Source organism: Streptomyces krungchingensis (assembly GCF_054729265.1).
On sequence record NZ_JBPUKY010000002.1, the window covers coordinates 196107 to 221714 of the forward strand.

Consider the following 25608-nt stretch of genomic DNA (forward strand, 5'->3'; position numbering starts at 1 on the left):
GGCGCGGTCAGCCGTCCGGCAGGACGCCCCGGAGGGCCTCGTCCAGCTCCGCGGCCAGGTCGCCGTCGCTCGGCGGGTCGTCGCTGAGGAGCTTGCCCAGCTCGGTCGTGAACGTCTGCGTGAAGGCGCCGTAGAGCGGGGTGCGCGGGCGCGACACGGCCCGTGTGAGGCCCGGGAGCAGGATGGTGCGGGCGTACGCGGGCCGTCCGTCGGCGTCGCGCGGCATCCGGTCGGTGCTCTCGGCCGAGGACGAGGGCGAGGGGCCGGCGGTCGCGGCTCCCGAGGGCCGCGCGGACCGGCACGTCACGTCACTGTCCTGGTACGCGGACTTCCGCGTGGCCGCGAACCCCGCGTCGAGCAGACAGCGTTCGCTCTCCGGGCCCGTCAGGAACCCGATCAGATCGCGTGCCGCGTCCACCTGCCCCGACGAGTGCGTGACCGCGAGGTTCTGCCCGCCGAGCACCGCGGTGCCGGGCAGCGGGGCCACACCGAGCTGCTTCGTGCTCAGCGACTGGTGGAGGGTGCGGTAGGCGTACGGCCAGTGGCGCAGGAACGCGGTCCGCCCGTCGGCGAAGTCGGTGAGCGACTCGGCCTCGTCGGAGTGGAGGGCGTCCTTGAGGAGGTACGGGCCCTGGGTGCGGGTGCGCAGTTCCGCCAGCCCCTTCTCCAGGCCCTCCACGGAGGCGGTGTACCGGCCGTCCTCGTCGGTGAGGGCGACGCCGTCCGGGGCGGACGCGAACGCCTCGACACCGTTGACCGTGCGGCCCTCGTACGCGCCGAACTGCGAGGTCCAGCCCTTCTCGTAGGCGCTCGGCCGGTCCTTGCCCCGTTTGTCGTCGACCGCACCGATCAGTGCCTTCAGCTGCGTCCAGTCGAGCCCCTCGCTCAGGTCGGTGTTCTGGACGCCGGCCTTCTCCAGATAGTCGCGGCGGTAGTAGAGCAGCCCGACATCGCTGTTGAACGGCATCGCGTAGACCTTGCCGTCCCACCGTGCCGTGCGGGCCACGGACTTGATGACGTCCCCGTCGACCATGGTCTCGGGCAGCGTGCGGATCAGCCCCGCGTCGGCGAACTCCGGCACCCAAGTGACGTCGAGGTTGATCACGTCGTACTGAGCGCTGTCGGACTGGAGCGCGCCGAGGAGCTGGCTGCGCTGCTGGTCCGCGGAGCCCGGGAGTTCCACCAGTCGGGCGTGCCGGCCCGTGTGCAGCCGGTCCTGTCGTGCGTTCCACGCGTCGACGAGCTGCTGGCGGATGCCGCCCTTGCCGGTCACGTCCCGGCCGCTGGCGACGACGATGTCGCCGGAGCCGCCGGGTGCGGCCGTGGTTCCGGACGGCGCGGCCGTGCCGCCGCCGGTGCAGGCGGCGCAGGCCATGAGCAGAGCGGCGAGCACCCACCTCGCCGCCGGTGTCCGTGATCGCCTCACTCGTCCCCCGTCCCGGTGCGCGCCACTTCGTCGCGCAGGCCCGCCACGAGGTCGGTCTTGGTGTCCAGACAACGGCCGCCGCTCGCGTCCGAGACGCGCGCGTCCGGCTTGCCCCGGTCGCAGCCGCCGCTGTCGAGGGCGGCCATGACCACCGGAACTCCCTTGTCCCCGGCCGACTCGACGAGCCCGTCCAGCTGTGCGCCGGTGAGGTGGTTGTTGTCCTCGTCGTCGGTGACGTACACGATCAGTTGGGGCCGGTCGTCGTCCTTGCCCCGCCCGGCCATGTAGTCCAGGGCGGCCGTGAGCGCCGCGTACGGATCGGTCTCGGTGTCCTGGACGGCCGCCGTGCGGTCGATGGTCCTCTCGGCGTCCGCCCGCCGGTGGCGGTCGAAGGGCAGCAGCACGCGGGAGGAGCTGTCGCCGTGCGAGGCCACCGCCCAGACGCCGTACTCGTCCCGGTCGCCGAGGCCGCCGAGCGACTGCTTCAGGATGCCGGGGGCGCCGCCCGGCCCCTCCCAGAGCCCTCCCATGGAACCCGAGCTGTCCAGGAGGAAGAGCACCCGGCCGGGGCCGTTGGCGTTCCGGTAGCGCCGAAGCGCCGTCGTCATCGCGTCCGCGGCGGCGGGGGCCGGCAGTGCACCGGGGTGCGCGAGCGTCCCCGCCCCGGTGTCGGGCGCGGCGAGGAAGTCGTGGGCGCCGGAGACCGCGCGGAAGCCGTCCTGACCGAAGACGTCCAGACCGCCGCCGGGCTTCCCGCCATGACCGCCGCCCTGCGTGAGCCAGCTGCGGAAGCGGTCCACGGCCTCGTCACGGGCCGCCCTGTCACGGTCCGCGTCCTCCCAGCGGACACGGACGAACGTGGGGTCCAGGGCCGGTACGTCCGTGGGGTACTCGGCCATCCGCCGGCTGCGTGTCGGACGGTCGCAGCCGACCCCGCTGACCATGAGGAACTCGGGCACGAGCGCGGCCGTGCGGTCGTCGACGGCACGGTCGTCGGGCAGCGTGCACAGCAGGTCGGAGCCCGTGTGCGAGGGCGGCCCCGGCTGCGCCACGCTTCCCTCCGCCCGGCTGACGCCGTCCGCTTGCGGGCCGTACAGGCCGACGGTCGCCAGCAACGCCGAGTCGGTGAACTCCGGGTCCGTGCGCCGCACGTCGGCGTCCTCCTGCCGCTGGACGAGCTTCTTCCTGAGCACGGCGAGCGAACCCCCGGTCCGGTCGTCCACCGAGTCCTCGGCGATGTTCTGCGGCACGGCCAGGACGATCGGGGAGTACGCGAAGGGGCCGTGCGACTCCAGCGTCAGGTAGGTGCGCGGTGGCTCGACCGGCTGCGCCCGGGCCACGCTCGCCGACGACGCGGGGATCCAGATGTCGGGCTGCGGCCCGATGTCGCGCTGCGGGTCGAGGTCGTCGCTGACGGGGCGCTGCCACGGGTCGGACTGGTCGCGGAAACCCGTCACCGCGTCCGTGGCGCCCGCGCTGTACACGGTGATGCCGCTGCGGCGGCAGCCGTCCGACGTGGTGTTCGCCGGGGACGTCAGATAGGCGTCCGCGGCCGTGCGGACGGTGGACTCGATGTCCGGGTCGGTGAGCAGGCGCAGTTCGAGGGGCGGCCCGCAGGACGACTGGTCGGGGCCGGAACCGGCGGAGGCCAGATAGCCGCCGAGGCCCGCGCCCACGAGGACGGTGGCGATCAGCGCCGTGCGGCGGGGCCTGCTCCGCAGCAGGCGCAGCGTCCGGCCGGCGGCGGACAGCGCGGCCGGGCCCCAGGACCGCGGACCGGGCAACAGGCGCCGCCACCACGGCGGTTCGGCGGCCCCCGTCGGATCGCCGGAGCGCGGCTGCGAGGGCGACGAAGGCCGCTCCGGGGGGTGCGAGCCGGACGGCTGCTCCTGCTCACCGTGGGACTCGGCGGTCCCCTTCGCGCCCTCGTCCGGTTGCTCCACGGACGGCAGCGGGCGCACGGGAGGCGGCGGATCGCCCGGGAACGCCGCCGGGATGCCGGACGGTGCCCCGGCGGACGGGCGCGACAGCAGGACGTCCGTGTCGCCCCACCGCTGCGGCTCCCACGGTTCGCTGCGAAGAGTCGTGTGGTGGGCGGACATCTGAGCGGTGAGCGCCTCCGACAGGTCCCTGAACCCGACGTCGGTGCCCTGCCCGTCGACGCCCTCTTCCAGAAGACGCACCAGCCGCGCCGTGAACGGGGTGGGCGTGGCGTCGTCCCCGGCGTCGATCCGGTTGTTGGCCTGCACGCTCATCAGCACCGAGAAGCGGCGCCGGTCGGCGAGCGCCTCGCACACCTGGGCGGCGTTGCCCGCGTTGCAGCAGTCGAGGACGACGACCACATGCCGGGCCCGGCTCGTGGCGAGCACGGTCAGCACGCTGGAGAAGGGGTCGGCCCCCGGGAACACGGCCCGGCTGCCCGGCACGACGCGCGCGTTGCGCATCTGCAGCCACAGCTCGTCGCCCGCGCTGGGCACGGCCCCGTGACCGGCGAAGTAGAAGAGGAGCAGCCCTTCGGCCTCGTCGGCGGCGATACGCAGCGACTCGCTGAAGGCGTCCAGGTACGGCGACCGGGAGACGACGACCTCTCCCTTCCGGAAGACACCGCCGTGCGACAACGTCTCCTCCAGCAGGGAGACGTTGTGGGCCACGGCGGCGAGGTCGCCCGGCACCCCGTGCGGGTCGTTCGGCCGAGTGGAGTCGTACGCGGACACGCCGACCAGCAGCGCCCGGTTCACCTCGCCACGCGGCTCGAAGCGGGGCACCGGCCTACCTCTCGTCGAGATGCACCGGATCGACGTCGTAATCGGGCGGATCGCCGCTCTCCACGGAACGGCGGTTCTCGTACCAGGCCTTGACGCCCCTGCCCACCTGCTTGAACACGGTGTCGAACATGGACTGGGCGGCCGCCCCGGACAGCAGCATGAGGATCTCGATGGCGGCGCCCATCGGGGTGCCCTGTTCGTCCGTCCCCTGCTGGTCGCTCCCGGCGCTCTCCTGGATCCGCAGTTCCCCGCTTCTGACCAGTTCCTCCAGGGGTTTCTCCCGTTCCAGCCACTTCTTCAGAGCGCCGATGTCGCTCTGGCTCGCGGTCCCGTCCAGCCGGACGCGGATCGCACGGGTCACCACTCCATCCCCCTCAGTCATAACTCATCATCATGGCACGCCCATTGACGTCGGGGGAGGCCAATGGAGCCGTCGTCGGCTGCCCGGCGCGTCGAGGGGCGACGCGCCGCCGGTGCGTCGCGGGTGACGGGCTTGGACAATCGTCGGGCACTTCTTGGACTTTCGTGCCGCGCGCGGTCCAGACCTATGAGTAGAGGCACTGGTCATCCGACCTCTTCAGTAAACCACCAACAGATGGGTCCCGTTGACAGCCGGTGGAGGGCGACTTGAAGATCAGACCTCCGATGAATGGGAGCTGTCCATGCGTACGTTTCCAAGACGTTGGTCCCGACTGCTCGGCACCGCCGCCGCGGCCCTGCTGCTGCTCACGATGCCCCAACCGGCCGCCCAGGCACAGGAATCGGCCACGTCACCCCCGCCGACCGTCCCCGCCCTCGCCGACTGGACACCCGCGCACGGCAGTTACGCCTTCGGCCACTCCACCCGCATCGTCGCCCGGGACCGGGCCGCAGTGGACGCCGCCCGCACGCTGGCCGGCGATCTGCGCGCCGCCGGCCACGGCACGGTCCCCGTCGTGCGCACGGGCGCGCGCAGCGGCGACATCGAGGTCGGTGTCGACCCGGCGGCCGAGGCGACGCTCGGCGCCGAAGGCTACGAACTGCGGTCCGGGCAGCGCCTGTCGGTGACCGGCGCCACCGGTACGGGAGCCTTCTACGGCACCCGTACCGTCCTCCAGTTCCTGGCCCAGGGCGACCGCGTGCCCGCCGGCCACACTGTGGACGTCCCCCGCTACCGGGAGCGCGGCGTCGGCGTCTGCGCCTGCTACGTGCACATCTCGACGCGGTGGCTGGAGAATCTCGTACGCGACATGGCGTACCACAAGCTCAATCAGCTCCTGCTCGAACTCAAGGTCAAGAGCGACACCCACCCGGAGGCCAACACCTGGGGCTACTACACCAAGGACGAGATCCGGAACCTCGTCGCCCTCGGCGAGAAATACCACGTCGACATCATCCCCGAGATCAACTCGCCCGGTCACATGGACCCGTGGATCGCCGACCGGCCCGATCTCCAGCTGACCGACTCCGACGGCAACCGGCAGCCCGCCCGCCTCGACATCACGAAGCCCGAGGCCTTCGCGTACTACCGCAGCCTCATCGACGAGTACGCGCAGGTGTTCACGTCCGACTCCTGGCACATGGGCGCCGACGAGTACATGCTCGGCTCCGACTTCGCCAAGTACCCCCAGATCCTCGCCTACGCGCGGTCGCGGTACGGCGCGGACGCCGCACCCCAGGACGCCTTCATCGACTTCGGCAACCGCGTCCACGCCTACGCGGCGGCCAAGGGCAAGAAGCTGCGCATCTGGAACGACGGACTCACCGGCGCCAACACCGTACCGGTCGCGGCGGGCACCACGGTCGAGCACTGGCTCGACGTCGCCACCAAGCCGAGCCGGCTCATCGCCGAGGGTCACCCGCTGATGAACGCCGCCTACTCCCTCTACCTCGTGCGCGGCGGCTTCCACACGAACACGAAGGCGCTGTACGACCAGAGTTGGGACCCCCGCAGCTTCGAGGGAGAGAAGCTCACGTCCGCCGCGGGTGTCACCGGTGCGAAGATCAGCCTCTGGCCCGACAACGGCCGCGGGGAGACCGAGAACGAGGTCGCCGGTGCCATGGTCCCCGCGCTGCGGCACATCGCCCAGGCCACCTGGGGCGCGGCCCACCCCGACCCCACGTACGCCGAATTCACCGCACGCGGCGCGGCCGTGGGACACGCGCCGGGATGGCGTGACCTGACCCGGGTACCTGTCGCCGACGGGACCTACACCTTCCGAGCCGGGGCCACCACCGCCGACTTCGAGGTCCGGCGCACCGCCGACGGCTACCTGACCCTGAAGTCCGCGTCCGACGGCACCTGTCTGGAGGTGACGGGCGGAAAGCTCACGCTGAACGTGCCGCTGGAGCCCGGCACGCCCGTGACCGGATCGGCCTGCGACACCAGGAGCACGCTCCAGCGCTGGGAACTGGACCCCGTCCCCGGCGGCTACCGGCTGCTGAACGCGATCACCCGCATGACGGTGCACGTCACCGGCGAGGGACGGCTCCTCCAGTACCCGCCCGACCAACAGCGGCCCACCACCTGGACATTGACCGCATCCTGACCTGAGGAGCCCCACCCGCATGGCCGTCTCCCGACGCCTCTTCGTCACCGCAGCCGCCACGGTCGCCGCGTCCGGCGGTGCCGCGCCCGCCCTGGCCGCCCCCGGCGGCACACACCTCACCCCGGCCACGGCCGGCGCGGCGGACCCCGCCGCTGCCGGCACCTCGGAATCCCCCGGGTACCGCATCCCCGTCAGCCCCGACGACACCGAGGCCGACCTGGTCCGCAAGGCATCCCGGATCCGCCCCACCGCCCGGCAGATCGCCTGGCAGAACCTGGGGCGCACCGCCTTCCTGCACTTCGGCGTGAACACCTTCACCGGCCTCGAATGGGGCACGGGCGACGAGGACCCCGACGTCTTCCAGCCCGTCGGCCTCGACACGGACCAGTGGGCCCGCGCCCTGCGCGACGGCGGCTTCCGGCTGGCCATCCTCACCGTCAAGCACCACGACGGCTTCGTCCTCTACCCCTCCCGGTACTCCCGCCACACCGTGGCGTCCAGCAGCTGGCTCGACGGACAGGGCGACGTGCTGCGCGCGTTCGCCGACTCCATGCGGCGGCACGGCATCAAGGTCGGCGTGTACATCTCGCCCGCGGACGAGAACCAGTACCTGCACGGCGTGTACGCCAACGGCAGCGCACGCTCCGAACGCACCGTCCCGGAACTCGTCGACGGCGACGACCGCACACCGACGGCGACCTACACCCTGGACGCCACCGACTACGGCGCCCACATGCTCAACCAGCTCTACGAGGTGCTCACCGAGTACGGACCCGTCGACGAGGTGTGGTTCGACGGCGCCCAGGGACGCATTCCGCCGGACAAGGTGGAGAAGTACGACTGGGACAGCTGGTACGCGCTGGTGCGGGCGCTCGCCCCCGACGCCTCCATCGCCGTGTCGGGGCCGGACGTCCGCTGGGTGGGCAACGAAGGCGGTCTCGCCCGCGAGGACGAGTGGAGTGTCGTGCCCGTCGCGGAGAAGGACTACGGACGCACGGACTACGCCCTGTCCTACGACGCCGCGGACATGGGCAGCCGGGACGCGCTCGTCGCCGCCCGCCCGGTCGCCGACTACCTCCAGTGGTGGCCGGCCGAGTGCGATGTGTCCATCCGCGACGGCTGGTTCTACCACGCGGACCAACAGCCCAAGAGCGTCGATCAGTTGACGGACATCTACTTCCGGTCGGTGGGCCGCAATTCGGTGCTGCTGCTCAACATCCCGCCGGACACCAAGGGGTTGCTGCCGGCCGCCGACGTCACGCGGCTGAAGCAGTTCCGTGAGCGGATCGACCGGGAGCTGCCCGAGGACCTCGCCCGTGGCGCCCGGACCACCACCGGGCGAGGGGTCGTCACCGTCGACCTCGGCAAGGAGCGGGAGGTCGACCGCATCAGGCTCGCGGAGGACGTCCGGCACGGCCAGCAGATCGAGCGCTTCGTGATCGAGGCCCATGACGGCGACGGCTGGAGGCAGGTGGCCGAGGCGGGTGCGGTCGGCGCGAGCCGGATCCTGCTCCTGCCGGCCGCTGTGCGCGGGCGACGCTGGCGCGTGCGCGTGACCGAGTCCCGCGCGACCGCGCACATCGCCGCGTTCGGCCTGTACCGGTCCGACGTCTGACCGCCGCACGAGGACGGCGGCCCTGCAACCGGCAACACCGGCCGGGTACTCGGCCCGAGGGCGCCGGTTGCAGGGCTCCGTGAACGGACTCACGCTGAAGAGAGGGGTTCCTGGCAGGGGCTGGTCGTCGTGAGCGGATCCGCAGACCGCACACCGGGGCTGTTCTCGGGCCGGGACCGTGCGGTCATCGCCGCCGCCTCGATGTCGATGCTGCTGGTGCAGATGGACTGGTTCGCGCTGAACCTGATGCTGCCGGTCATCGCCCACGACTTCCGGACGCCGACCACCGACCTCCAGTGGCTGGTGAGCGGCTACATGCTGACCCTCGGCGCACTGATGATCGTCGGCGGGAGGGCGGCCGACGTGCACGGCCGCAGACGGGTGATCGTCCTGGGGCTGACGGGCTTCGCCCTGGTGTCGGTGGTGTGCAGCGCCGCGCAGAACGTGGTGTGGCTGACGGTGGGACGCGTGGTGCAGGGAACGACGGCGGCGCTGATCTTCCCCGTCGCCGTGGCGGTGGTGACCTCGCACTTCCGTGACGACCGGCAGGGCCGGGCCGTGGGTACGGTCCTCGCCTTCAGCGCCATCGGCACCGCGCTGGGTCCCTTCGTCGGCGGGGCGTTCGCCGAGCACGTCAGCTGGCGTGCGGTGTTCCTGCTGAACGTGCCGATCTGCGCGGCCGCGGTGCTGCTCATGCTGCACTGTGTGGCCGAATCACGCGACGAGGAGGCCGTACGGGGCCTTGATCTGCCCGGAGCGGTCACGCTGGCCGTCGGGCTGACCGCCGTCATGCTGGCGGTCGACCAGGGAGCGCGCTGGGGCTGGGGATCCGCGGCGACGGTGACGTGCTTCGCCGCCGGGGCGGCACTGCTGTGGCTGTTCGTGGTCATGGAGCGCCGTACGGCGGAACCACTGCTCGACCTCTCCCTGCTGCGCAACGGACCGTTCATGACGGTGACGATGGCCGGAACCGTGTCGAACGTCGTGTACTGCCTGGTGGCGGTGCTCTCGGCCCTGTATCTGCAGCAGGCGCGCGGGCTTTCGCCGTTCGGCTCGGGACTCGTCTTCCTGGCGCTGTCGGCGGGCGCGGGCGCGGCCAGTTACTGGTCGGGGCACCTGGCACGCCGATGGCGCCCCGAGGCACTGATGGCGACGGGGCTGCTGCTGAGCGGGACCGGACTGTTCGCGCTGACCTGGGCGGATCCCCTGGCGCTGTACACGGTGGTGTTCGCGGTGGTCGGGGTCGGCCTCGGGCTCGGCTGGGCGCTGACCAACGTGGCGACCCAGTCGTACGTGTCCGCCGGGCGTCTGGCGGCGGCGTCGGGGCTGGTGCTGACGTCGCTGGTCCTGTGGGGAGCGGTGGCCGTGGCGGTGGCGGCGACCGTCCTCGAAGCGGTCAGCGGATCAGCGGCCCGGGCGGCGTCCGACGGTCCGGCGATCGAGGTGGTGCTGCGGGCGGCCGCGGCGCTGGCCCTGATGGGTGCCGCGCTGCTCGTGCCGCTCGTCCGCTCCCACGGCGAGGCCCGTGCCGGACAGCCCGCGGACGGCGACGTCGGTCCGACTCCGGGGGTGCGCTAGGGCGTTGAACGTTTTCGGCCTCCCACGCCGGTCCCAAATCCCTTTGATGTGTGGTCCACGGGGAGCGATGATGCACGGGTCGTCGACTGTCCGGGGGAGCGATGGGTCTGGGAACGGTAGCGGTGACCGGCGCGGCGGGGACCATCGGCTCCGCGGTCCGGGAAGCACTGCGGCAGGAGGCGTCGCGGCTGATCCTGCTCGACCGCGTGCCGCTGCGGCCGCGGACCGCGAACGAGGACGTGCACACGGTGGACCTGCGGGACGCGCCGGCCGTGGAGGCGGCGCTCGCCGCGGCGGACAGCGTGCTCCACCTGGGAGGCGTGCCGGACGAGGCACCCCTCGCGGACCTCCTCGAAGCGAACGTGCTCGGCACCCACCATGTGCTGGAGGCGGCGCGACGGCACGGCATCGAGCGGGTCGTACTGGCAGGCAGCAACCGCGTGACCGGCTTCTATCCGGCCGGACACCTCACCGGCCCGCAGGAGCCGATCCGCGCGGACGGCCTCTACGGGGTCAGCAAGGCCGCGGTCGAGGCTCTGGGGCGGCTGTACTCCGACAAGTTCGGACTGTCCGTGATCTGTCTGCGCATCGGCAGCTTCGAGCCGGTGCCCGTCGAACCGCGGCACCTGGCGACCTGGCTGAGCCCGCGCGACGCCGTGGGGTACGTCCGGGCCGCGCTGACCGCGCCCCGGTCCACGCGCTTCGCCACGGTGTACGCCGTCTCCGCCAACACCCGCCGTTTCTGGGAGCTCCCGAAACCGTCCGTGCTCGACTACACCCCCGTCGACGACGCCGAGCGTCACGCCGGGGACATCCCCGGAGCGGACCTTCCGGCCGACCCCGCGGCACCCCAGGCCGGCCCTTACGCATCGCCCGAGTTCACCCTCGAACACATCCGCCCCTGACGCCGGGCCGCCGGGCGGAGCACCACGTTCCGGTCCGTCCGGGAGGCGCAGGCATGCGTTCGGTCAACCGGCGGGGCCGAGCTCCCCGGGCACGTCCGTCCGCCGCGCACGGCGGACACCTCAACGAGCGCCGGGAGTCAGGGGCCTTCCGGGAGTGCGGGGGCTCCGGGAGTGTTCTAGCGTCGTAGGAGCGAGGGTGGTCGGAACCGAGCCGATCGGTCGCGGAGGAAACGCACACCACCCGCCCGCCGGGCACGGCACATCGACCCCGGCCGACCAGCGCGGTGCTCGCGCCGGCGCGGTACGCACCCTCAGCGTGGTGCTCGCCTCGGCGCGGTGCTCACCCCCAGGGAATCGTGCCCTTCGGGCCGTTGCTCGCCGCCGCCCCCGCACGCGGTTCCGTGCACCCGGGACCGTACGACCCGACACCGGAGAGCAGGTGCGTCCTCATGCGTCGCTCGGCAACCATTCCCAGCGTCCTCGCCGGCCTGGCCCTCGCCCTGGGTGGCGTCGTGATGGCCGCTCCGGCCGCCCACGCGGACATCGCGGCCTGCCAGGACCACGTCCAGAACCAGGGGACCGAGGTCACGGACGACGTCCGGATGGCGTGTTACGTGGGCCTGGTGGGCGACCAGACCCGCTGTGTCAGCGACCTGGCGCAGGCGGGTGTGTCGAACGCCGTCGCGACCGAGGCGTGCCGCCAGGCTCCGCGCTGACCGGGGTCCGCGGGCCACGCACTGACTCCCAACAGGCTCTCCTCTCCGGCGAGTTCTACGTGTCGAGTCGCCGCCTCGGCGCCGCGTGCACCGTGCGGACAGCGGTCGTCGAGCCGTGCCGAGCAGTCGCGACGCCAAGACGCCGCTGTCTTCGGGGGCTTGTGCTGCGCTGCTCGTCCGCGATCACGGGCGGTGGCACCGAAGTGACCAGAATGCGGTAACGGCACCTGGGCGCAGCGGAGTTCGGTGGTCGGCCGATGCGGCGACGTGACGTCACTCGTGTCCCTCACGCGCGCGTTCGCGTCGCGCGGCGGTCTCCACGGGGTCTTCGACCCTGAGCGGCTCGGTGCCTGAGCGGGTGTGATGGTGCGTGGTGTAGAAGCGGATCTCGTGCCCGTCGGGGTCGTGCAGCTGCGGCAGGATCCAGCCGATGGTGGCGAAGTGCACGCCTGCGTGGGTGTCGCCGAGCGCGGTCAGGTGCTCCGCCAGCTCTTCGAGGGCGGCCTTGTCCGGGACGCCGATGGAGAAGTAGTCGAAGCCCGCCGCGGCCTTGGCCCGCGACGGATCCAGCCGCAGCGCGAGTCGCGGACCGCCGGCCGGATGCCGCAGGGCGTAGCCCATCAGCGTGCCTCGTTCGACGAACTCGATCTCCATCTCGTAGCCCAGTCGGGACCGGTACCAGTCCAGGGACCGCTGCAGGTCGCTGACGGGCAGTTTGAGGTGGTGCACCCCGTCGAGCCGGGGTGGGGGAGCGGATGCGGCGGCGTCGGCCATGGCGTCTCCTTGCAGTGTCACTGCATTGATGCAGTTATAGTGCAACGCATGTCGTCCGACAAGACCGATCTGCGCGCCGCCCGCGTGGCCGAGACCGAGGAGAAGATCCTCCGGGCCGCCACCGATCTGTTCGTGCGGCAGGGCTACACGGCGACCACGCTGGCCCAGGTGGCCGAGCACGCCCACGTCGGGGCCCGGACCGTCTACGTCCGCTTCGGCACCAAGGCCGCGCTGCTCAAGCGCGCCGTGGACGTGGCGTTCGCGGGTGACACCGCCCCCGTCGACGTCGCGGGACGGCCCTGGGCCGTCCTCTCCCGAACCGCTCCCACGGCCACGGAGCGCATCGCGGCTCTCGTGGCGGGCACCCGGCAGATGATGGAGCGGGCGGGCGACATCCTCGCCGTCGCCCTGCAGGCGGCGGCCGTGGAGCCCGAACTCGCCGCGGCCGCCCACGCCGGGCGTCTCGCCACCCGCGAGAACCTCCGTCTCTTCTGGATCCGGATGGCATCCGACGGGCTGCTCGAACCCGGCCGAGACCTGGACTGGCTGACCGACACCAGCACCGTGCTGATCCATGCCGAAACGTACCTGCTCTCCCGGGACATGATCGGCTGGGACTCCGCCGGCCATGCCGAGTGGCTGAGCACCACCCTCAGCCGCCTGGCCGGGCTTCCCCGGTAGGCACCGGGGCCGGGCGATCGGGCCGGGCGCACCGCACCCGCGGTCGTGCGGCCCGATCGGGCGCGCGCCACCCATGACCAGGCAGCCGGGCGGACGGCCGTACCGTGAGCGTGCGGCCGCGACCGTACGGCCGGTGGGTGTCAGGGTTTGGTGAGCGGCCCGGCGCGCAGGGCGTCGAGGCGGCGCCGGTACTCGTCCTCGTCGATCTCCCCGCGGGCCAGCCGCTCCCGGAGGATGTCCTCGGCCGGGGGCGTGGCCGGGGTGCCGGTGTGCCCGCGAGGCCGGTCGAGGGCCCGGAAGAGCAGTACGGCGACCGCGATGATCAGCGCCCAGAAGAGGACCATGCCGGCCGACATCGCGAACCAGCCCCAGCCCCCGTGGTCGTACCAGAACAACATCACCCATCACCTGCCTTCGGCGTCGTCCGCCGGCCGGGCGCGGACGGGCGCCCGGCGGACTTCTGCCTTCCCCTGCATCGTCCCGCGGTCCGCCGCGGAGGTCTGGGGCCGGACGGTCCAGGCCGGGTGGGCCACAGCGCCCCTGGCGGCCTCGGACGACGGGGCGCAGGCTGGAAGGCAAGCGGACCAGGGAGGCGAGCAGCCCATGGGTGCCCTCGAAGTCGCCGTCGTCGTGGCCTCGGTCGTGCTGATCGGCGCGCTGGCCTGGTACTTCTTCGGACCGCGCCGCGCCGGTGCCGCCCGGCTCGAGGACGGGGTGCAGCGGGTCGAGGTGACGGTGCGGGGCGGCTACAGCCCCGACTTGATCAAAGTCCGCCAGGGCACACCGGTCGAGATGGTCTTCGACCGGCAGGAGGCAGGCGAGTGCACCGCCCGTGTCGTCTTCCCGGACCTGAGGGTCGGCGCGGGGCTGCCCGCCCATATGCGGACCACCGTGCGGCTGAACCCCGACCGGCCCGGTGCCTTCGGGTTCACCTGCGGCATGAACATGATCCAAGGCACGCTGCTGGTCGAGCCCGCGGAAGGCCCGGTGCCGTCGGCCCCGGACGGCGACGGCACCACCACGGCGGCGCCTGCCGCTCGCGCGCCCGGCGGACCGCCGCGGGGCGAAGAACGCACGGCTGCCGAGACGGAGGCCGCCGACGCCGCCGAGCGACAGGCCGAGATCAAGGACCTCACGCGCCGGGTGGCGGTCGGCGCGGTACTCACCGCCCCGGTGCTGTTCGCGGTGATGGCGCACGAACTGTTCGGCGCGGACTGGGTGCCCGGCTGGATGCTGAACCACTGGTTCCAGCTGGCGCTGATCGCGCCGGTGATGTTCTACACCGGGTGGCCGGTCCATGTGACGGGCTGGCTGACCCTGCGCCACCGGGCCGCCGACATGAACTCGCTCATCACCCTCGGCACGAGTGCCGCCTTCGGCTACAGCCTGATCGTCACCCTCGCCCCGGGCCTGCTGCCCGAAGAGGTGCGGGAGGTCTACTACGAGGCCGTCGGCGTCATCCTGACCCTGATCCTGCTGGGACGGCTCCTGGAGGCGCGGGCGAAGGCCGGCACCGGAGAGGCCATCCGTGCCCTCCTCGGCCTGCAGGCCAGGACCGCTCGTGTCGTGCGGGACGGAACCGAGAGCGAGATCCCCGTCGAGGACGTCGTGGTCGGGGACCAACTCGTCATCAGGCCGGGGGAGAAGATCCCCGTCGACGCCGAGGTCCTCTCCGGCTCCTCCGGGGTCGACGAGTCCATGGTCACCGGCGAGCCGATGCCGGCGACCAAACGCGCCGGGGACACGGTCATCGGCGCGACCGTCAACGGTACCGGGTCCCTGCGCGTACGGGCGGCCAATGTCGGAGCCGACACGATGCTCGCCCGGATCATCCGCCTCGTGCAGCAGGCACAGGCGTCCAAGGCGCCCATCCAGCGGCTGGCCGACGCCGTCTCGGCGTACTTCGTGCCCGCGGTCATCGCCGTCGCGATCGCCACCTTCGCCGTGTGGTTCACCCTGGGCCCGTCCCCCGCACTGACCCTGGCGCTGGTCTCCGCGGTCGCCGTGCTGATCATCGCCTGCCCGTGCGCGCTGGGTCTGGCCACCCCACTGTCGGTGATGGTCGGCACCGGCAAGGGAGCCCGGGCGGGCATTCTGATCCGCTCCGCCGAAGCCCTGGAGACCGCGCACAAGCTGGACACCGTCGTGCTCGACAAGACCGGCACGGTCACCGCGGGCAAACCCGTCCTGACCGACGTCCACCCCCTCGGTGGTGTCGACGAGACGCGGCTGCTCCGGCTGGCGGCCGGGGCCGAGACCGACAGCGAACACCCGCTGGCGCAGGCGATCGTCGCGGGCGTCCGCGACCGTGGCCTGCGCCCGCCCGTGGCGACGGGCTTCGACTCGGTCACCGGCAAGGGCGTGCAGGCCACCGTCGACGGACATCCCGTCCTGGTGGGGACCGCCCGGCTGCTGGGTGACGTCGGCATCGACACCACGGAGCTGACCCCCGTGGCGGCCACCCTGTCCGGCGAGGGCAAGACCCCCGTCCTCGTCGCCGTCGACGGACGTCCCGCCGGAGTGCTCGCCGTCGCCGACACCGTCAAGGAGGACTCCGCCGCGGCCATCGCCGCCCTGCGGGATCTCGGCATCGACGTCGTGATGCTCACCGGGGACAACGCCCGTACCGCCGCCGCCATCGCCGCTCAGGTCGGCGTCACACGGGTGCTGGCCGAGGTGCTGCCCGAGCACAAGGCCGACGAGATCCGCCGCCTCCAGGCGGAGGGCCGCACCGTCGGGATGGTGGGTGACGGCATCAACGACGCCCCCGCGCTGGCCGCCGCCGACGTCGGCCTGGCCATCGGCACCGGAACCGACGTCGCCATCGAGGCCGCCGACATCACCCTCATCTCCGGTTCGCTCGGCGGGGTCGTCACGGCCGTCCGGCTGTCGCGGGCGACGATGCGCAACATCCGGCAGAACCTGTTCTTCGCGCTGCTCTACAACGCCGTCGGCATCCCGCTCGCCGCGGGCGTCCTGTATCCGTTGTGGGGCATCCGCCTCAGCCCGATCATCGCCGCCGCGGCCATGGCGCTCAGTTCGCTGTCGGTCGTCACCAACGCCTCCAGGCTGCGCCGCTGGCACCCACCTTCCCTGCCCACCGCACGGCCCGCCCGCGCACAGCCCCACGTCGAGTCCGCGGCCGACCGGGCCCCGGCGGACGGCAGTGCACACCACCGTCCCGAAACCCGGGGCGGCGACGGCGCCGGCACGGTCGCGGACCCGGTGTGCGGCATGCGAACGGCGGAGGCGACCGCCGCCGCACACCGGGAGACCGAGCAGGGCACCTACTACTTCTGCTCAGCCCCCTGCGCCGCCGCCTTCGACGCGGACCCGGGCCGGTACACCGCGCCGCCCGCCGGCCACGCGCGCAAGGAGCGCGGCTCCCGCTGACCACCGCTCGGCCGAGCGGACCGGCGCCCGGCGGCAGCCGGTTGCCGACTGACCCGCGGACCGGAGGCAGTCGGCTACCGGCGACGGAACGCGGCGTCCAGCGTGCGTGTGCTGGTGTTCCACATGTTGTCGGCGATGTTGACCGTGTGGCCCGGGGGCACGATCTCGTCGATGCGGTCGAGCACGTCACCGGACAGTTCGACGCCGTCGGCCGTCAGATACGAGTCGAGGTGGTCCATGGTGCGCGGGCCCACGATCGCGGAGGTGACCGCCGGGTGGCGGGTGACGAACGCGATCGCCATCTGCACGAGCGTCATCCCCGCCTCCTCGGCGAGCGCCCCGAGCGCGTCGGCGGCGTCGAGCTTGGCCGCGTTCGCCGGGGACGTGGCGTCGTAGGCACCGGGGAATCGCTGCTGCCGGGCGACGGAGCCGGGACCCGCGACGTCCCGGCCCTTGCGGTAACGGCCGGTCAGCCAGCCGCCGGCCAGCGGACTGTAGGTCAGCACGCCCATCCCGTACCGCCGGCAGGTCGGCAGCACGTCGTACTCGACGGCGCGGGTCAGGAGCGAGTACGGCGGCTGCTCGGTGCGGAGCCGTTCGCGGCCGCGCCGCTCGGCGGTCCAGTGCGCCTCGACGATCTCGGAGGCGGCGGCCGTCGACGCGCCGAACATCCGGATCTTCCCGGCGTGCACCAGATCGGACAGGACGCCCAGGGTCTCGTCGATGTCGACGGCCGCGTCGAGGCGGTGGACCTGGTAGAGGTCGATCCAGTCGGTCCCCAGGCGGCGCAGTGAGTCGTCCACCGCCTTGGTGATCCACCGCCGGGACGTCCCGCGCCGGTTGGGGTCGTCACCGAACGGCAGGCCCGCCTTGGTGGCGAGGACGACGTCGTCGCGGAGCGAGCCGGTGAGCGCCTTGCCCACGATCTGCTCCGACTCGCCGCCGGAGTAGACATCGGCGGTGTCGATGAAGTTGATCCCCGCGTCCAGGGCGCGATGGATGATCTTGATGGAGTCGTCGTGATCGGCGTTGCCGAAGGCGCCGAACATCATCGCGCCGAGGCACAGTCGGCTGACGGAGACGCCGGTGCGTCCGAGGGGTCGGTAGTCCATGGAGGGCTCCTCCGGTCACCGCGAACCGGTCGCGGCAGGTAGGTAGAATCAGGCCCCACGCAGAAGTGGACAGCCTGTCCGTTCAGCGTACCGGATAACCTATCCATTTAGGGAAGCGATGACCCCGGACAAGCCGACCGCACCGCCCAGGCGTGCCGACGCCGAGCGCAACCGCGACAAGATCCTCGCCGCCGCCCGCGCCGCGTTCGCCGAACCCGGCGCCCAGGTGTCGATGGCCGAGGTGTCGCGGCGCGCCGGGGTCGGCATGGCGACCCTCTACCGCAACTTCCCCGGCCGCCGAGAGCTCCTGGAAGCCCTCTATGTCGACGAGGTCGACGCCGTCTGCGAGGCCGCGAAGACCGTCGGCGGCGAGACGCCGGGCGCGGCGTTCGCGGCCTGGCTGCACCGGTTCTTCGCCTTCTTCATCAGCAAGCACGACATCGCCTCCGAACTGCTGGCGCAGACGGACGGCGACGACCCCGTCTTCAGCGAGAACCGTGCCCGGGTGCTGGCCGCCGGCCGGCCGCTCCTGACTGCCGCGCAGGAGGCACGCGAGATCCGCGAGGACCTCACCCTTGAGCAGATGTGCGACATGGTCATCGCCATCGCCGCGATTCACGGCGATCCCGACTACGTCGAGCCGATCCTGCGGGCCGCGCTCGACGGCCTGCGCCCGGCGGGCGACGGGGCGCCTGCCTAGCCCGGCGGGCGACGGGGCGCCTGCCTGAGGGAGTGACGGGGCGCCTGCCCGGGAAGCGACTGCGGCGCCTCCCCGCCTGGGGGGCGGGGAGGCGCCGATGGGTCGGTCGGGCCGGTGTGCGGTGCCGCCGACCTTCACCACGTCCCCGTACGGGAGCCATGGGACGGCCCCGGGGTCGACCGCGGTCGGACGACGCCGGGACCGCCCTCGCTGCTCAGTCCGTCCCGGGCAGCGCGAACACCGCGCAGGTGGTCGTGGCGTGGGCGTACAGCTTTCCGTCGGCGGTGCCGACGACCCTGGCCTCCGCGGTGGCGGTGGTGCGGCCCGCGTGGATCACGGTGCCCTCGCAGCGCAGGGTCGGGGTGTCCGCGAAGACGGGGCGCACCATGTTCACGCCGAGCTGGATCGTGGTGTACGCGCGCCCCGCGGCGAGCGTCGACATCACCGCGCTGCCGAGGGCCGAGTCGAGGAGCGTGGCGAGGAAGCCGCCGTGCACGGTGCCCATGGGATTGAGCAGGTGCTCGGCGGGCTCGCCCTCGAAGACGGCCCGGCCGTGCTCCGCCGCCACGAGCCGGAAGCCGAGCGTCCCGCAGATCGGTGCCTGCGGGAAGCGACCCTCCACACACAGCCGGAGCACCTCCAGACCCGAGCGGCCGGCTCCGTCGGCGTAGCTGGTGGGCGGCTCCCAGGTGTGGGTGCGCGAGCGGACGCCGGGGCCCGTCCCGGGCGGGGCTCCGGCGCCCGTCGCCGGGGCGGAGGTCGTCGATGTCATGACTGGTGGGTCTCCTGTGCTTCGGGCTGGTGTACGTGAACGGCGAACCGCGGGACGGAGCCGCTCAAGGCAGCTTGACCGCGAGCAGGTCGACCGGCCGGATGTCGGGAGCCGAGGCGAGCATGGTCTCCGCGGCCCCCATGAGCGCCGCGGCGATGCGCCCGCGCAGATGCTCCGTACGGTCCTCGTCGTTGTCGAAGGTGTCGAAGACGCCGAACGTGGTGGCGTCCTCCCGGAAGGCGAACCAGGTGACCGTCCGCTTCTCCTCCTCGGCGAGCTGCACGGCGTCGGTCAGCATCCGGGCGACCTGGTCGGCGTAGTCGGGCTTGGCCTCGATGCGGGCCAGCAGGCCGATGTTGTTCATGACGGTGGGCTCCCTCTGCTCGGTTCGGTGCCCCCTTCGGGCACCCACGGCGCGATCGCCCGCCACTCCGCTGCGGGAGGCGGCCGGTGCGGTCGCATGCCCCGGTGATCGGGGACGTCGTTCACGCTAGGCCGGTGGTCCGCTCGGTCCCAGTGTCGGAAACGACACGTCTGATAGCGTTCCCGACATGGATGTCGCGGTGCTGGTGTACGACGGTGTGTTCGACTCGGGACTCAGCGCGGCGCTGGACGTCCTCGACGCGGCCAACGCGATGCGCGGCGAACTGCCCCAGCCCCCGCCGGCCTGGAACGTCACGACGGTCGGCTTCAGCGCGCAGGTACGCACCGGCGCCGGACACCTCGTGAACCCCGAGCCCGCCTCCGCCGCGGCCACCACGGATCTGCTCGTCGTGCCCGCACTCGCGGAGCGCCGGCCCGACGCCCTCCTCGACCGGGTCGCCGGCCCCGACCTCGCGGAGGTGCGGGAACTGGTCGCCGAGCGCCGGGACCGGGGAACCCCCATCGCCTCGGCCTGCACCGGCACCTTCCTGCTCGCCGAGTCCGGCGTCCTCGACGGCCGCCGGGCGACGACCACTTGGTGGCTGGCGCCCGTCTTCCGGGGCCGTTACCCCGCCGTCGATCTCGACGAGACCAGCATGGTGACCACGTCACAGGGGGTGACCACGGCGGGCGCCGCCTTCGGGCACGTCGACCTCGCCCTCGCCCTCGTACGGATGGCCAGCCCGGCCCTCGCCGACCTCGTCGCCCGCTACCTCGTCGTCGACGAACGGCCCTCGCAGTCCGCGTACACCATCCCCAGCGCGCTGGCCCAGAGCGACCCCCTGATCGCGGCGTTCGAACGCTGGGCGCGCCTCCATCTCGACGCGCCCGACAGCCTCTCGGAGGCGGCCCACGCCCTCGGCGTCAGCGAGCGTACGCTCCAGCGCACCGTCCGCCGCGTCCTCAACACCACGCCGGTACGGTTCGTCCAGGACCTGCGTGTCGAACAGGCCACGCATCTGCTGCGGACCACGGACCTGTCCCTGGAGACCATCGCGCGCAAGGTCGGCTACGAGCACGCCACCACCTTGCGCTCGCTGCTGCGCGACCGCACGGGCGCCACCACCGCGGGCCTGCGCACACGCTGAACGCCATGTGCGCAAGGCGTCGGCCCGGGGCGGCCGAACTCCTTCCGTACGAAGGGGTCATGCACCCCGGACGGGCCGGTCGGTGAGGAGGCCGGTCCCGGGCAGGAGCCCCTGTCCGATCCCCGACGGGGCGCGCCGCACGTTCCTGCTCAGCATCGTCGCCCCCAGCAGCGTCAGCGTGTGGATGACGCTGTTGCCGTGACGGTGACTGGTGATCAGGCCGGCATCGCGCAGCGCCGTGGTGTGGTGTGTCGCGGTGGCCGGGGTCACTCCGGCCAGCCGGGCGGCCTCCGTGGTGGTCGCCCCGGCCGCCGTGGCCCGCAGGACGGCGGCCCGCGCCCGGCCCAACAGGAGCTCCAGGGACGGCGAACCGGCGGCGTCCGCGGCCGTGCGGGCCGACCCGGCGGGTACCTCGTGGTGCAGCGAGTAGACGAGAACGGGGGGTAATCGTGGATCGGCGAGGGAGACCGGCCCCTTCCAGCAGAAGTAGGAGGGGATGAGCAGCAGCCCGCGGCCCTCCAGCCGGATGTCGTGTTGCGTCGGGTACGTGCCGATCTCCAGGCGCGGGTGCCGCCAGCGGACCGCAGGCCCGAGCCCTTCGAGCAGGCCCTCGGTGCCCCCGTCGAGCAGATGCCGGGCCAGCCGGACCCGTTCGGTGTGCACGCTCTCGTGCACCCACTCCTCGTGGGGCTCGATGACGGCCCGGTGGTAGGCGCGGAGGATGCCCACCAGTTCGACCCGGGCCTCCTTCTCCGTCAGCCGGCCGAGCGGGGCGGGCACCCTGCCGATCCGGGCGAGGGCGGCGAGTTCCGCCGCCACCCGGTCCGCGGGCGTGGCCAGGATCGCCTCCAGCCCGGCCTCCAGCCCCGCCACGCCCTCCAGTGGCGTGAGGAAGTCGGGCCAGTACGACGTGCGCGGGAAGAGGGGCAGGAGGACCTGCCGCACCACGCCCTCGAGCCCCGCCTCGCGGAGCCGCTCACGCGCCGTGCGGTACCAGTGCGCGTACGCCCAGCGTCCTGCCGGGGTCTGGAAGCGGTGAAGACTCGAGGCGATCTCCCACAGCGGGTGCGGCGCGGCGGCCACCCGTGTCCTGGCCAGATCCTCGGCCGAAAAGTGGAAGCGCAGCACGGCCAACACCCTTTCCACCTGCGACATTTCACCCTGTTCGAATGAGCATGACAGAAGGCGGCGCACACCGGAGCATGAACTCGCTCCGCCGCACCGATCCCCGCGGTCCCCCGGCCCCAGGCACCACGTGAGGCACCGCGCAGCGCCCTTCCCCGCGAATCCCCACACCTTCCGCAAACCCCCGAACGCAGAAGGAATCCGATGGCGAAGACCTTCACCCACCCCGCCGCGGCAGCCCTGCTCGCCGCCCTCGCCGTCACGGTACCCACCACCGCGTCCGCGGTTCCCGCCCCGGCCACCAGCTGCTACGGCGGCGCGGTCACCGTGTACACCGGCGACTCCCTCGAATTCGGGCCCTACACCTCGTCGTCCCGCTGCAACGACATCAATGCCCGGATCGTCGGCGGCGACGCCGGCTCGGTGAACGCGTGCGTGAAGTTCGTCCGCCACGGCCGGTGCAACTACTGGACCGGCGTCGGCCGGAGCTGGACGACCATCGCCACCGACGTCAAGGACGGCAGCACGTTCACCGTTCCCCTCGGCGTGGACCTGGAGGGGGCCACCGCGCACGTCCAGATCGCCTACTGAGACCCACCGGGCCCCGCCGGACCAGTGCCCGGGCTCCCGTTCTGCCCGCTTCAGTGATCGGAGAGTTCAGATGACCCGCACCCGGCGAACGACGGCTGTCCTCGCGGCCGTGACCGCGCTCCTCACCGGCGCGGCCACCGCGCCCGCCCTAGCACAGTCCGAGACGGCCGCCACCTCCTGCTACGGCGGCGCCAAGTCGCTCACGTACCACTACTCGGCCGACGCGGTGGAGTTCGGCACCTACACGACCAGTTCGCGGTGCGCCGACATCAACATCAAGCTCAGCAGCTCGGCCACCGGCTTCCTGGACGCCTGCATCGTCTTCGTGGACCACACCTCGCTGTGCAACCACGACGACACGTACTCGACGTTCGGCCCCCAGTGGGCGACCGTCGCCACCGACGTCAAGGACGGCACGCACTTCAGGCTGCGCGTGCACGCCTACGACACCGACGCCCAGGTCGTGCCGTTCCAGCTCGCCTACTGACGGCCGACCAGCCTGAGCGCCCCACCCGCCCACGCCCCACAGGGAGTCACCATGACCTTCACCCCGAACCGCCGCGCGCTCCTGCGCGGAACCCTCGCCGCGACGGTCGGCGCGTTCGCCGGCCCCGTGCTGCTGTCGGGCACCGCCCGCGCCTACAACTGGACACGCACCATGAACCAGGGTGCGACGGGCGCCGATGTGACGGAACTTCAGATACGGGTCGCCGGCTGGGCCGCGGACTCGGCCTCCCAGTCGCGGGTGAGCATCGACGGGGACTTCGGCCCGGGTACGGCTGCCGCGGTCCGCAGATTCCAGGCGGCCTACGGCCTGTCGGTCGACGGCAGCGCCGGACCCGCGACCCAGGCACAGCTCAACGCCCTTGAGCAGTCGGACGGTTCGACGGCTCACTTCAACTGGAGCGAGTTCACCGACCGTTCGAGCGGCACCTTCGAGGGCGGCAAGGTGAGCGCGGCAGCCGTCAGGGAGAACGCCCGCCGGGCCATGTACAAACTGGAAGCCCTGCGCAAGAAGCTCGGCAACACCGCCATCACCGTCAACTCGGGCTTCCGCAGCATCGCGCACAACGCCGAGATCGGCGGGGCCAGCGACAGCATGCACCTCTACGGCACCGCGGCCGACCTCACCGTCCCCGGCGTCAGCAACCGCACGGTGTACCAGAAGGCGGAGACCTGCGGGTTCTCCGGTCTGGAGCGGTACACCGTCGACCACCAGCACGTCGACAGCCGTGCGGACCTCGGCCGCGCCTGGTGGTGGGAGAGCGGCACCATCTGACAGCCCGTCGACACGAGGGCCCGACTGCCGACGGGGCGGCTCGCCGGGCGGACACCCAAGACCGGACAGCCCGGCGGGCCGCCGACGTGACCCCGCTCGGGCCGACCCGCGCAGGCCGGGGCCGCGCACCCCGGGCGAGGTGCCCGGCCCCGGCCGCCGACGCCCGTCGCCAGGCCGCCCTGCCTCGCCCCGGCCGCCGACGCCGGACGTCAGGCCGCCCTGCCTCGCCCCGGCCGCCGACGCCCGACGTCAGGCCGCCCTGCCTCGCCCCGGCCGCCGACGCCCGTCGCCAGGCCGCCCTGCCTCGCCCGGGCGCCCGGTGCCCGTCTTCAGGGCGCCCTGCCTCGCCCAGGGTGCCCGGCGCCCGTCTTCAGGCCGCCCCGCGTCACCCCAGCCCCCGGGGGCAGGCCACCTCGCTCCGAGGCCCGAGGCGCGAGGCGCGAGGCCCGAGGTCCGAAGCCCGAAGCCCGAAGCCCGAAGCCACAGTCCAGCCCCCGGAGGCCCCACCGATGTTCCGCAGATCCCCCCGCACGCATCTGGGGCGGGCAGCCCTGTCCGGTCTCGGCGTCCTTGCCGTGCTGGTCGCCGCCGCGCAGCCCGCCGGTGCCGCGCCCCGCTCCGCCGGCTCACCGGCCCAGGGCCCCGTCAGCCGTGCATTCAGCAGCGCGGCGGCCGAGTACGGGGTGCCGCGCGACCTCCTGATCGCCACCGGATACGGCGAGACCCACCTCGACGACCACGCCGGCCGGCCGAGTCAGGCAGGCGGCTACGGGGTGATGCACCTGGTGAGCAACCCCGACCGGCACACCCTTGAGCTGGCGTCCCGGCTGACCGGTGTCGCGCCCCGCACGCTGCGCACGGACACCGCGGCCAACATCCGCGGTGCCGCGGCCGTCCTGCGCGCCTACGCCGACGACGCCGGGCTCAGCCGGGCCGAACGGCGCGACACCGACGCCTGGTACCCGTTGGTGGCCCGGTACGGGGGCGCTGTCGACGTCTCCGGCGCACGGCTGTACGCCGACACCGTCTACACCTACCTGGCCGAGGGCCTGGCGGCCCGTACCCAGGACGGCGACACACTGACCGTCCCCGCCCGTCCCGTCGCACCCGAGCGCGGCCGCTACGAGACCGCCGCGGCTCCGGCGGTCCAGAGCCCCGACTACCCGTCGGCCCTCTGGGTCCCGGCTGACTCCGCCAACTACGCCGTCGGCCGCTCGGCATCGATCAGCAAAGTCGTCATCCACGTCACCCAGGGCTCGTACGCGGGGACGATCAGCTGGTTCCAGAACCCGGCGTCCCAGGTCAGCGCCCACTACGTGGTGCGCTCCTCCGACGGCCGGATCACCCAGACGGTGCGCGACAAGGACACCGCCTGGCACGCCCGTTCGGGCAACGCGTCGGGTATCGGCATCGAGCACGAGGGGTACATCGACGATCCGAGCTGGTTCACGGACACGATGTACCGCTCCTCCGCGGCGCTGACGGCGTTCCTCTGCGACCGCTACGGGATCCCCAAGGACCGCGCCCACATCGTCGGACACTCCGAGGTGCCCGGAAACGACCACACGGACCCGGGGCCGAACTGGAACTGGACCTACTACATGCAACTGGTGGGCGGCAGCACCGGAGACGGCGGCGTCCAGCTGACCTTCCCGGCCTACGACACGCTGCGCTCCGGTTCCTCAGGTCCCCAGGTGTCGGCAGCACAGTGGCTGCTCAACCAGCAGGGATTCGACGCGGGCACCGTGGACGGCAGCTTCGGATCGAAGACCGCCGCCGCCGTGACCGCCTTCCAGCGGGCCCGCGGCCTCGGCGCCGACGGAGTCGTGGGCGCCCGCACCTGGACCGCGCTGCACGCGGCCGGCAGCACCCCGGCGCTCCGCCAGGGCAGCACGGGCCCCGCCGTCCAGCGTCTCCAGAGGGCACTCACCGCCGCCCTGGGACGCACCGTCTCCGCGGACGGCGAGTTCGGACCGGCAACCGACCAGGCCGTCCGGGACTACCAGAGCAGTCGCGCCCTGGACGTCGACGGCCAGGTCGGACCCGCGACCTGGAGTGCCCTGCAAGCCGGACGCTGATCGCCGTACGGGCCGGACGGGCCGGACGGGCCGGGCGACAGCCGGGGCGGACCCATGGA

Annotated in this window: 22 protein-coding genes; 13 read left to right on the plus strand and 9 right to left on the minus strand. The window is 72.6% G+C overall.

All coding sequences use genetic code 11. The features are described from left to right. Positions 1–7 precede the first annotated feature (7 nt). From ACSYGO_RS41540 to ACSYGO_RS41550, 3 genes are read right to left on the minus strand one after another with little or no spacing between them, the layout of a single operon-like run. Complete coding sequence (locus ACSYGO_RS41540; RefSeq protein WP_426676890.1) at positions 8–1375, minus strand: extracellular solute-binding protein; 1368 nt, start codon at positions 1373–1375, stop codon at positions 8–10. A gap of 47 nt (positions 1376–1422) precedes the next feature. Next, on the minus strand, positions 1423–4191 hold the full coding sequence (locus ACSYGO_RS41545; protein ID WP_460389917.1) for a caspase family protein: 2769 nt from the start codon (positions 4189–4191) through the stop codon (positions 1423–1425). Between the two features lie 4 nt (positions 4192–4195). Then, entirely contained in the window at positions 4196–4573 is a 378-nt protein-coding gene (locus tag ACSYGO_RS41550) for a hypothetical protein (RefSeq protein ID WP_345655922.1), read from the minus strand. 280 nt (positions 4574–4853) lie between these two features. On the opposite strand from ACSYGO_RS41550, the gene ACSYGO_RS41555 reads away from it, so the two are divergent. From ACSYGO_RS41555 to ACSYGO_RS41575, 5 genes are all read left to right on the plus strand, one after another. Continuing rightward, complete coding sequence (locus ACSYGO_RS41555) at positions 4854–6719, plus strand: family 20 glycosylhydrolase (RefSeq protein WP_460389918.1); 1866 nt, start codon at positions 4854–4856, stop codon at positions 6717–6719. Positions 6720–6738: 19 nt separating this feature from the next. Then, positions 6739–8334: an alpha-L-fucosidase gene (locus ACSYGO_RS41560; RefSeq protein WP_460389919.1), complete on the plus strand. Its 1596-nt coding sequence runs from the start codon at positions 6739–6741 to the stop codon at positions 8332–8334. Positions 8335–8463: 129 nt separating this feature from the next. Then, complete coding sequence (locus ACSYGO_RS41565) at positions 8464–9912, plus strand: MFS transporter (protein WP_460389920.1); 1449 nt, start codon at positions 8464–8466, stop codon at positions 9910–9912. Positions 9913–10013: 101 nt separating this feature from the next. Beyond that, entirely contained in the window at positions 10014–10817 is an 804-nt protein-coding gene (locus tag ACSYGO_RS41570; RefSeq protein ID WP_460389921.1) for an NAD-dependent epimerase/dehydratase family protein, read from the plus strand. Between the two features lie 449 nt (positions 10818–11266). Then, complete coding sequence (locus ACSYGO_RS41575) at positions 11267–11533, plus strand: hypothetical protein (protein WP_345655912.1); 267 nt, start codon at positions 11267–11269, stop codon at positions 11531–11533. A gap of 273 nt (positions 11534–11806) precedes the next feature. Here the strand turns inward: ACSYGO_RS41575 and ACSYGO_RS41580 are convergent, their stop codons facing one another. Beyond that, positions 11807–12307, minus strand: a complete 501-nt coding sequence (locus ACSYGO_RS41580) for a VOC family protein (RefSeq protein WP_460389922.1) — start codon at positions 12305–12307, stop codon at positions 11807–11809. A gap of 48 nt (positions 12308–12355) precedes the next feature. Between ACSYGO_RS41580 and ACSYGO_RS41585 the strand changes: the two genes are divergently transcribed. Next, positions 12356–12988: a TetR/AcrR family transcriptional regulator gene (locus ACSYGO_RS41585; protein ID WP_426676278.1), complete on the plus strand. Its 633-nt coding sequence runs from the start codon at positions 12356–12358 to the stop codon at positions 12986–12988. A 140-nt stretch (positions 12989–13128) separates the two neighbouring features. Here ACSYGO_RS41585 and ACSYGO_RS41590 read toward each other — a convergent pair whose 3' ends face one another. Next, entirely contained in the window at positions 13129–13386 is a 258-nt protein-coding gene (locus ACSYGO_RS41590) for an SHOCT domain-containing protein (RefSeq protein WP_426676277.1), read from the minus strand. A gap of 205 nt (positions 13387–13591) precedes the next feature. Here ACSYGO_RS41590 and ACSYGO_RS41595 point away from each other — a divergent pair, with 205 nt between their 5' ends. Further along, entirely contained in the window at positions 13592–16381 is a 2790-nt protein-coding gene (locus ACSYGO_RS41595; protein ID WP_426676276.1) for a heavy metal translocating P-type ATPase, read from the plus strand. 74 nt (positions 16382–16455) lie between these two features. Here ACSYGO_RS41595 and ACSYGO_RS41600 read toward each other — a convergent pair whose 3' ends face one another. Then, positions 16456–17493 (minus strand): aldo/keto reductase, encoded by a 1038-nt coding sequence (locus ACSYGO_RS41600; protein ID WP_426676275.1) that lies wholly within the window; start codon positions 17491–17493, stop codon positions 16456–16458. Positions 17494–17611: 118 nt separating this feature from the next. Here ACSYGO_RS41600 and ACSYGO_RS41605 point away from each other — a divergent pair, with 118 nt between their 5' ends. After that, entirely contained in the window at positions 17612–18193 is a 582-nt protein-coding gene (locus ACSYGO_RS41605) for a TetR/AcrR family transcriptional regulator (protein ID WP_426676274.1), read from the plus strand. Between the two features lie 214 nt (positions 18194–18407). Here ACSYGO_RS41605 and ACSYGO_RS41610 read toward each other — a convergent pair whose 3' ends face one another. Together ACSYGO_RS41610 and ACSYGO_RS41615 are read right to left on the minus strand one after the other, a co-directional pair. Next, positions 18408–18965, minus strand: coding sequence for a PaaI family thioesterase (locus ACSYGO_RS41610; RefSeq protein WP_426676273.1), 558 nt, complete (start codon positions 18963–18965; stop codon positions 18408–18410). Positions 18966–19029: 64 nt separating this feature from the next. Further along, positions 19030–19329 (minus strand): putative quinol monooxygenase, encoded by a 300-nt coding sequence (locus tag ACSYGO_RS41615; protein ID WP_359495582.1) that lies wholly within the window; start codon positions 19327–19329, stop codon positions 19030–19032. Between the two features lie 187 nt (positions 19330–19516). Here ACSYGO_RS41615 and ACSYGO_RS41620 point away from each other — a divergent pair, with 187 nt between their 5' ends. Further along, complete coding sequence (locus ACSYGO_RS41620; protein WP_426676272.1) at positions 19517–20476, plus strand: GlxA family transcriptional regulator; 960 nt, start codon at positions 19517–19519, stop codon at positions 20474–20476. 57 nt (positions 20477–20533) lie between these two features. Here the strand turns inward: ACSYGO_RS41620 and ACSYGO_RS41625 are convergent, their stop codons facing one another. Further along, positions 20534–21604: a helix-turn-helix domain-containing protein gene (locus ACSYGO_RS41625; protein WP_426676889.1), complete on the minus strand. Its 1071-nt coding sequence runs from the start codon at positions 21602–21604 to the stop codon at positions 20534–20536. Positions 21605–21805: 201 nt separating this feature from the next. Between ACSYGO_RS41625 and ACSYGO_RS41630 the strand changes: the two genes are divergently transcribed. The 4 genes from ACSYGO_RS41630 to ACSYGO_RS41645 all read left to right on the plus strand — a co-directional run bounded on the left by ACSYGO_RS41630 (position 21806) and on the right by ACSYGO_RS41645 (position 25549). Beyond that, complete coding sequence (locus tag ACSYGO_RS41630; RefSeq protein ID WP_426676271.1) at positions 21806–22192, plus strand: hypothetical protein; 387 nt, start codon at positions 21806–21808, stop codon at positions 22190–22192. Between the two features lie 70 nt (positions 22193–22262). Next, a complete protein-coding gene (locus tag ACSYGO_RS41635; RefSeq protein WP_426676270.1) occupies positions 22263–22679 on the plus strand; it encodes a hypothetical protein in 417 nt (138 codons plus the stop codon). A gap of 51 nt (positions 22680–22730) precedes the next feature. Further along, positions 22731–23471 (plus strand): D-Ala-D-Ala carboxypeptidase family metallohydrolase, encoded by a 741-nt coding sequence (locus tag ACSYGO_RS41640; protein WP_426676269.1) that lies wholly within the window; start codon positions 22731–22733, stop codon positions 23469–23471. A gap of 509 nt (positions 23472–23980) precedes the next feature. Beyond that, positions 23981–25549 carry a peptidoglycan-binding protein gene (locus tag ACSYGO_RS41645; protein WP_460389923.1) on the plus strand — a complete coding sequence of 523 codons (1569 nt, stop codon included), beginning with the start codon at positions 23981–23983 and terminating at the stop codon, positions 25547–25549. Positions 25550–25608: the final 59 nt, after the last annotated feature.

Bases quoted from the DNA above. Each gene is read 5' to 3' on its own strand.
- ACSYGO_RS41580 (WP_460389922.1), bottom strand. From the start codon at position 12,307: ATGGCCGACGCCGCCGCATCCGCTCCCCCACCCCGGCTCGACGGGGTG.
- ACSYGO_RS41585 (WP_426676278.1), top strand. From the start codon at position 12,356: ATGTCGTCCGACAAGACCGATCTGCGCGCCGCCCGCGTGGCCGAGACC.
- ACSYGO_RS41620 (WP_426676272.1), top strand. From the start codon at position 19,517: ATGGATGTCGCGGTGCTGGTGTACGACGGTGTGTTCGACTCGGGACTC.
- ACSYGO_RS41615 (WP_359495582.1), bottom strand. From the start codon at position 19,329: ATGAACAACATCGGCCTGCTGGCCCGCATCGAGGCCAAGCCCGACTAC.
- ACSYGO_RS41595 (WP_426676276.1), top strand. From the start codon at position 13,592: ATGGGTGCCCTCGAAGTCGCCGTCGTCGTGGCCTCGGTCGTGCTGATC.
- ACSYGO_RS41560 (WP_460389919.1), top strand. From the start codon at position 6,739: ATGGCCGTCTCCCGACGCCTCTTCGTCACCGCAGCCGCCACGGTCGCC.
- ACSYGO_RS41550 (WP_345655922.1), bottom strand. From the start codon at position 4,573: ATGACTGAGGGGGATGGAGTGGTGACCCGTGCGATCCGCGTCCGGCTG.
- ACSYGO_RS41600 (WP_426676275.1), bottom strand. From the start codon at position 17,493: ATGGACTACCGACCCCTCGGACGCACCGGCGTCTCCGTCAGCCGACTG.
- ACSYGO_RS41540 (WP_426676890.1), bottom strand. From the start codon at position 1,375: ATGGCCTGCGCCGCCTGCACCGGCGGCGGCACGGCCGCGCCGTCCGGA.
- ACSYGO_RS41645 (WP_460389923.1), top strand. From the start codon at position 23,981: ATGTTCCGCAGATCCCCCCGCACGCATCTGGGGCGGGCAGCCCTGTCC.
- ACSYGO_RS41570 (WP_460389921.1), top strand. From the start codon at position 10,014: ATGGGTCTGGGAACGGTAGCGGTGACCGGCGCGGCGGGGACCATCGGC.
- ACSYGO_RS41630 (WP_426676271.1), top strand. From the start codon at position 21,806: ATGGCGAAGACCTTCACCCACCCCGCCGCGGCAGCCCTGCTCGCCGCC.
- ACSYGO_RS41605 (WP_426676274.1), top strand. From the start codon at position 17,612: ATGACCCCGGACAAGCCGACCGCACCGCCCAGGCGTGCCGACGCCGAG.
- ACSYGO_RS41555 (WP_460389918.1), top strand. From the start codon at position 4,854: ATGCGTACGTTTCCAAGACGTTGGTCCCGACTGCTCGGCACCGCCGCC.
- ACSYGO_RS41575 (WP_345655912.1), top strand. From the start codon at position 11,267: ATGCGTCGCTCGGCAACCATTCCCAGCGTCCTCGCCGGCCTGGCCCTC.
- ACSYGO_RS41610 (WP_426676273.1), bottom strand. From the start codon at position 18,965: ATGACATCGACGACCTCCGCCCCGGCGACGGGCGCCGGAGCCCCGCCC.
- ACSYGO_RS41635 (WP_426676270.1), top strand. From the start codon at position 22,263: ATGACCCGCACCCGGCGAACGACGGCTGTCCTCGCGGCCGTGACCGCG.
- ACSYGO_RS41590 (WP_426676277.1), bottom strand. From the start codon at position 13,386: ATGTTGTTCTGGTACGACCACGGGGGCTGGGGCTGGTTCGCGATGTCG.
- ACSYGO_RS41640 (WP_426676269.1), top strand. From the start codon at position 22,731: ATGACCTTCACCCCGAACCGCCGCGCGCTCCTGCGCGGAACCCTCGCC.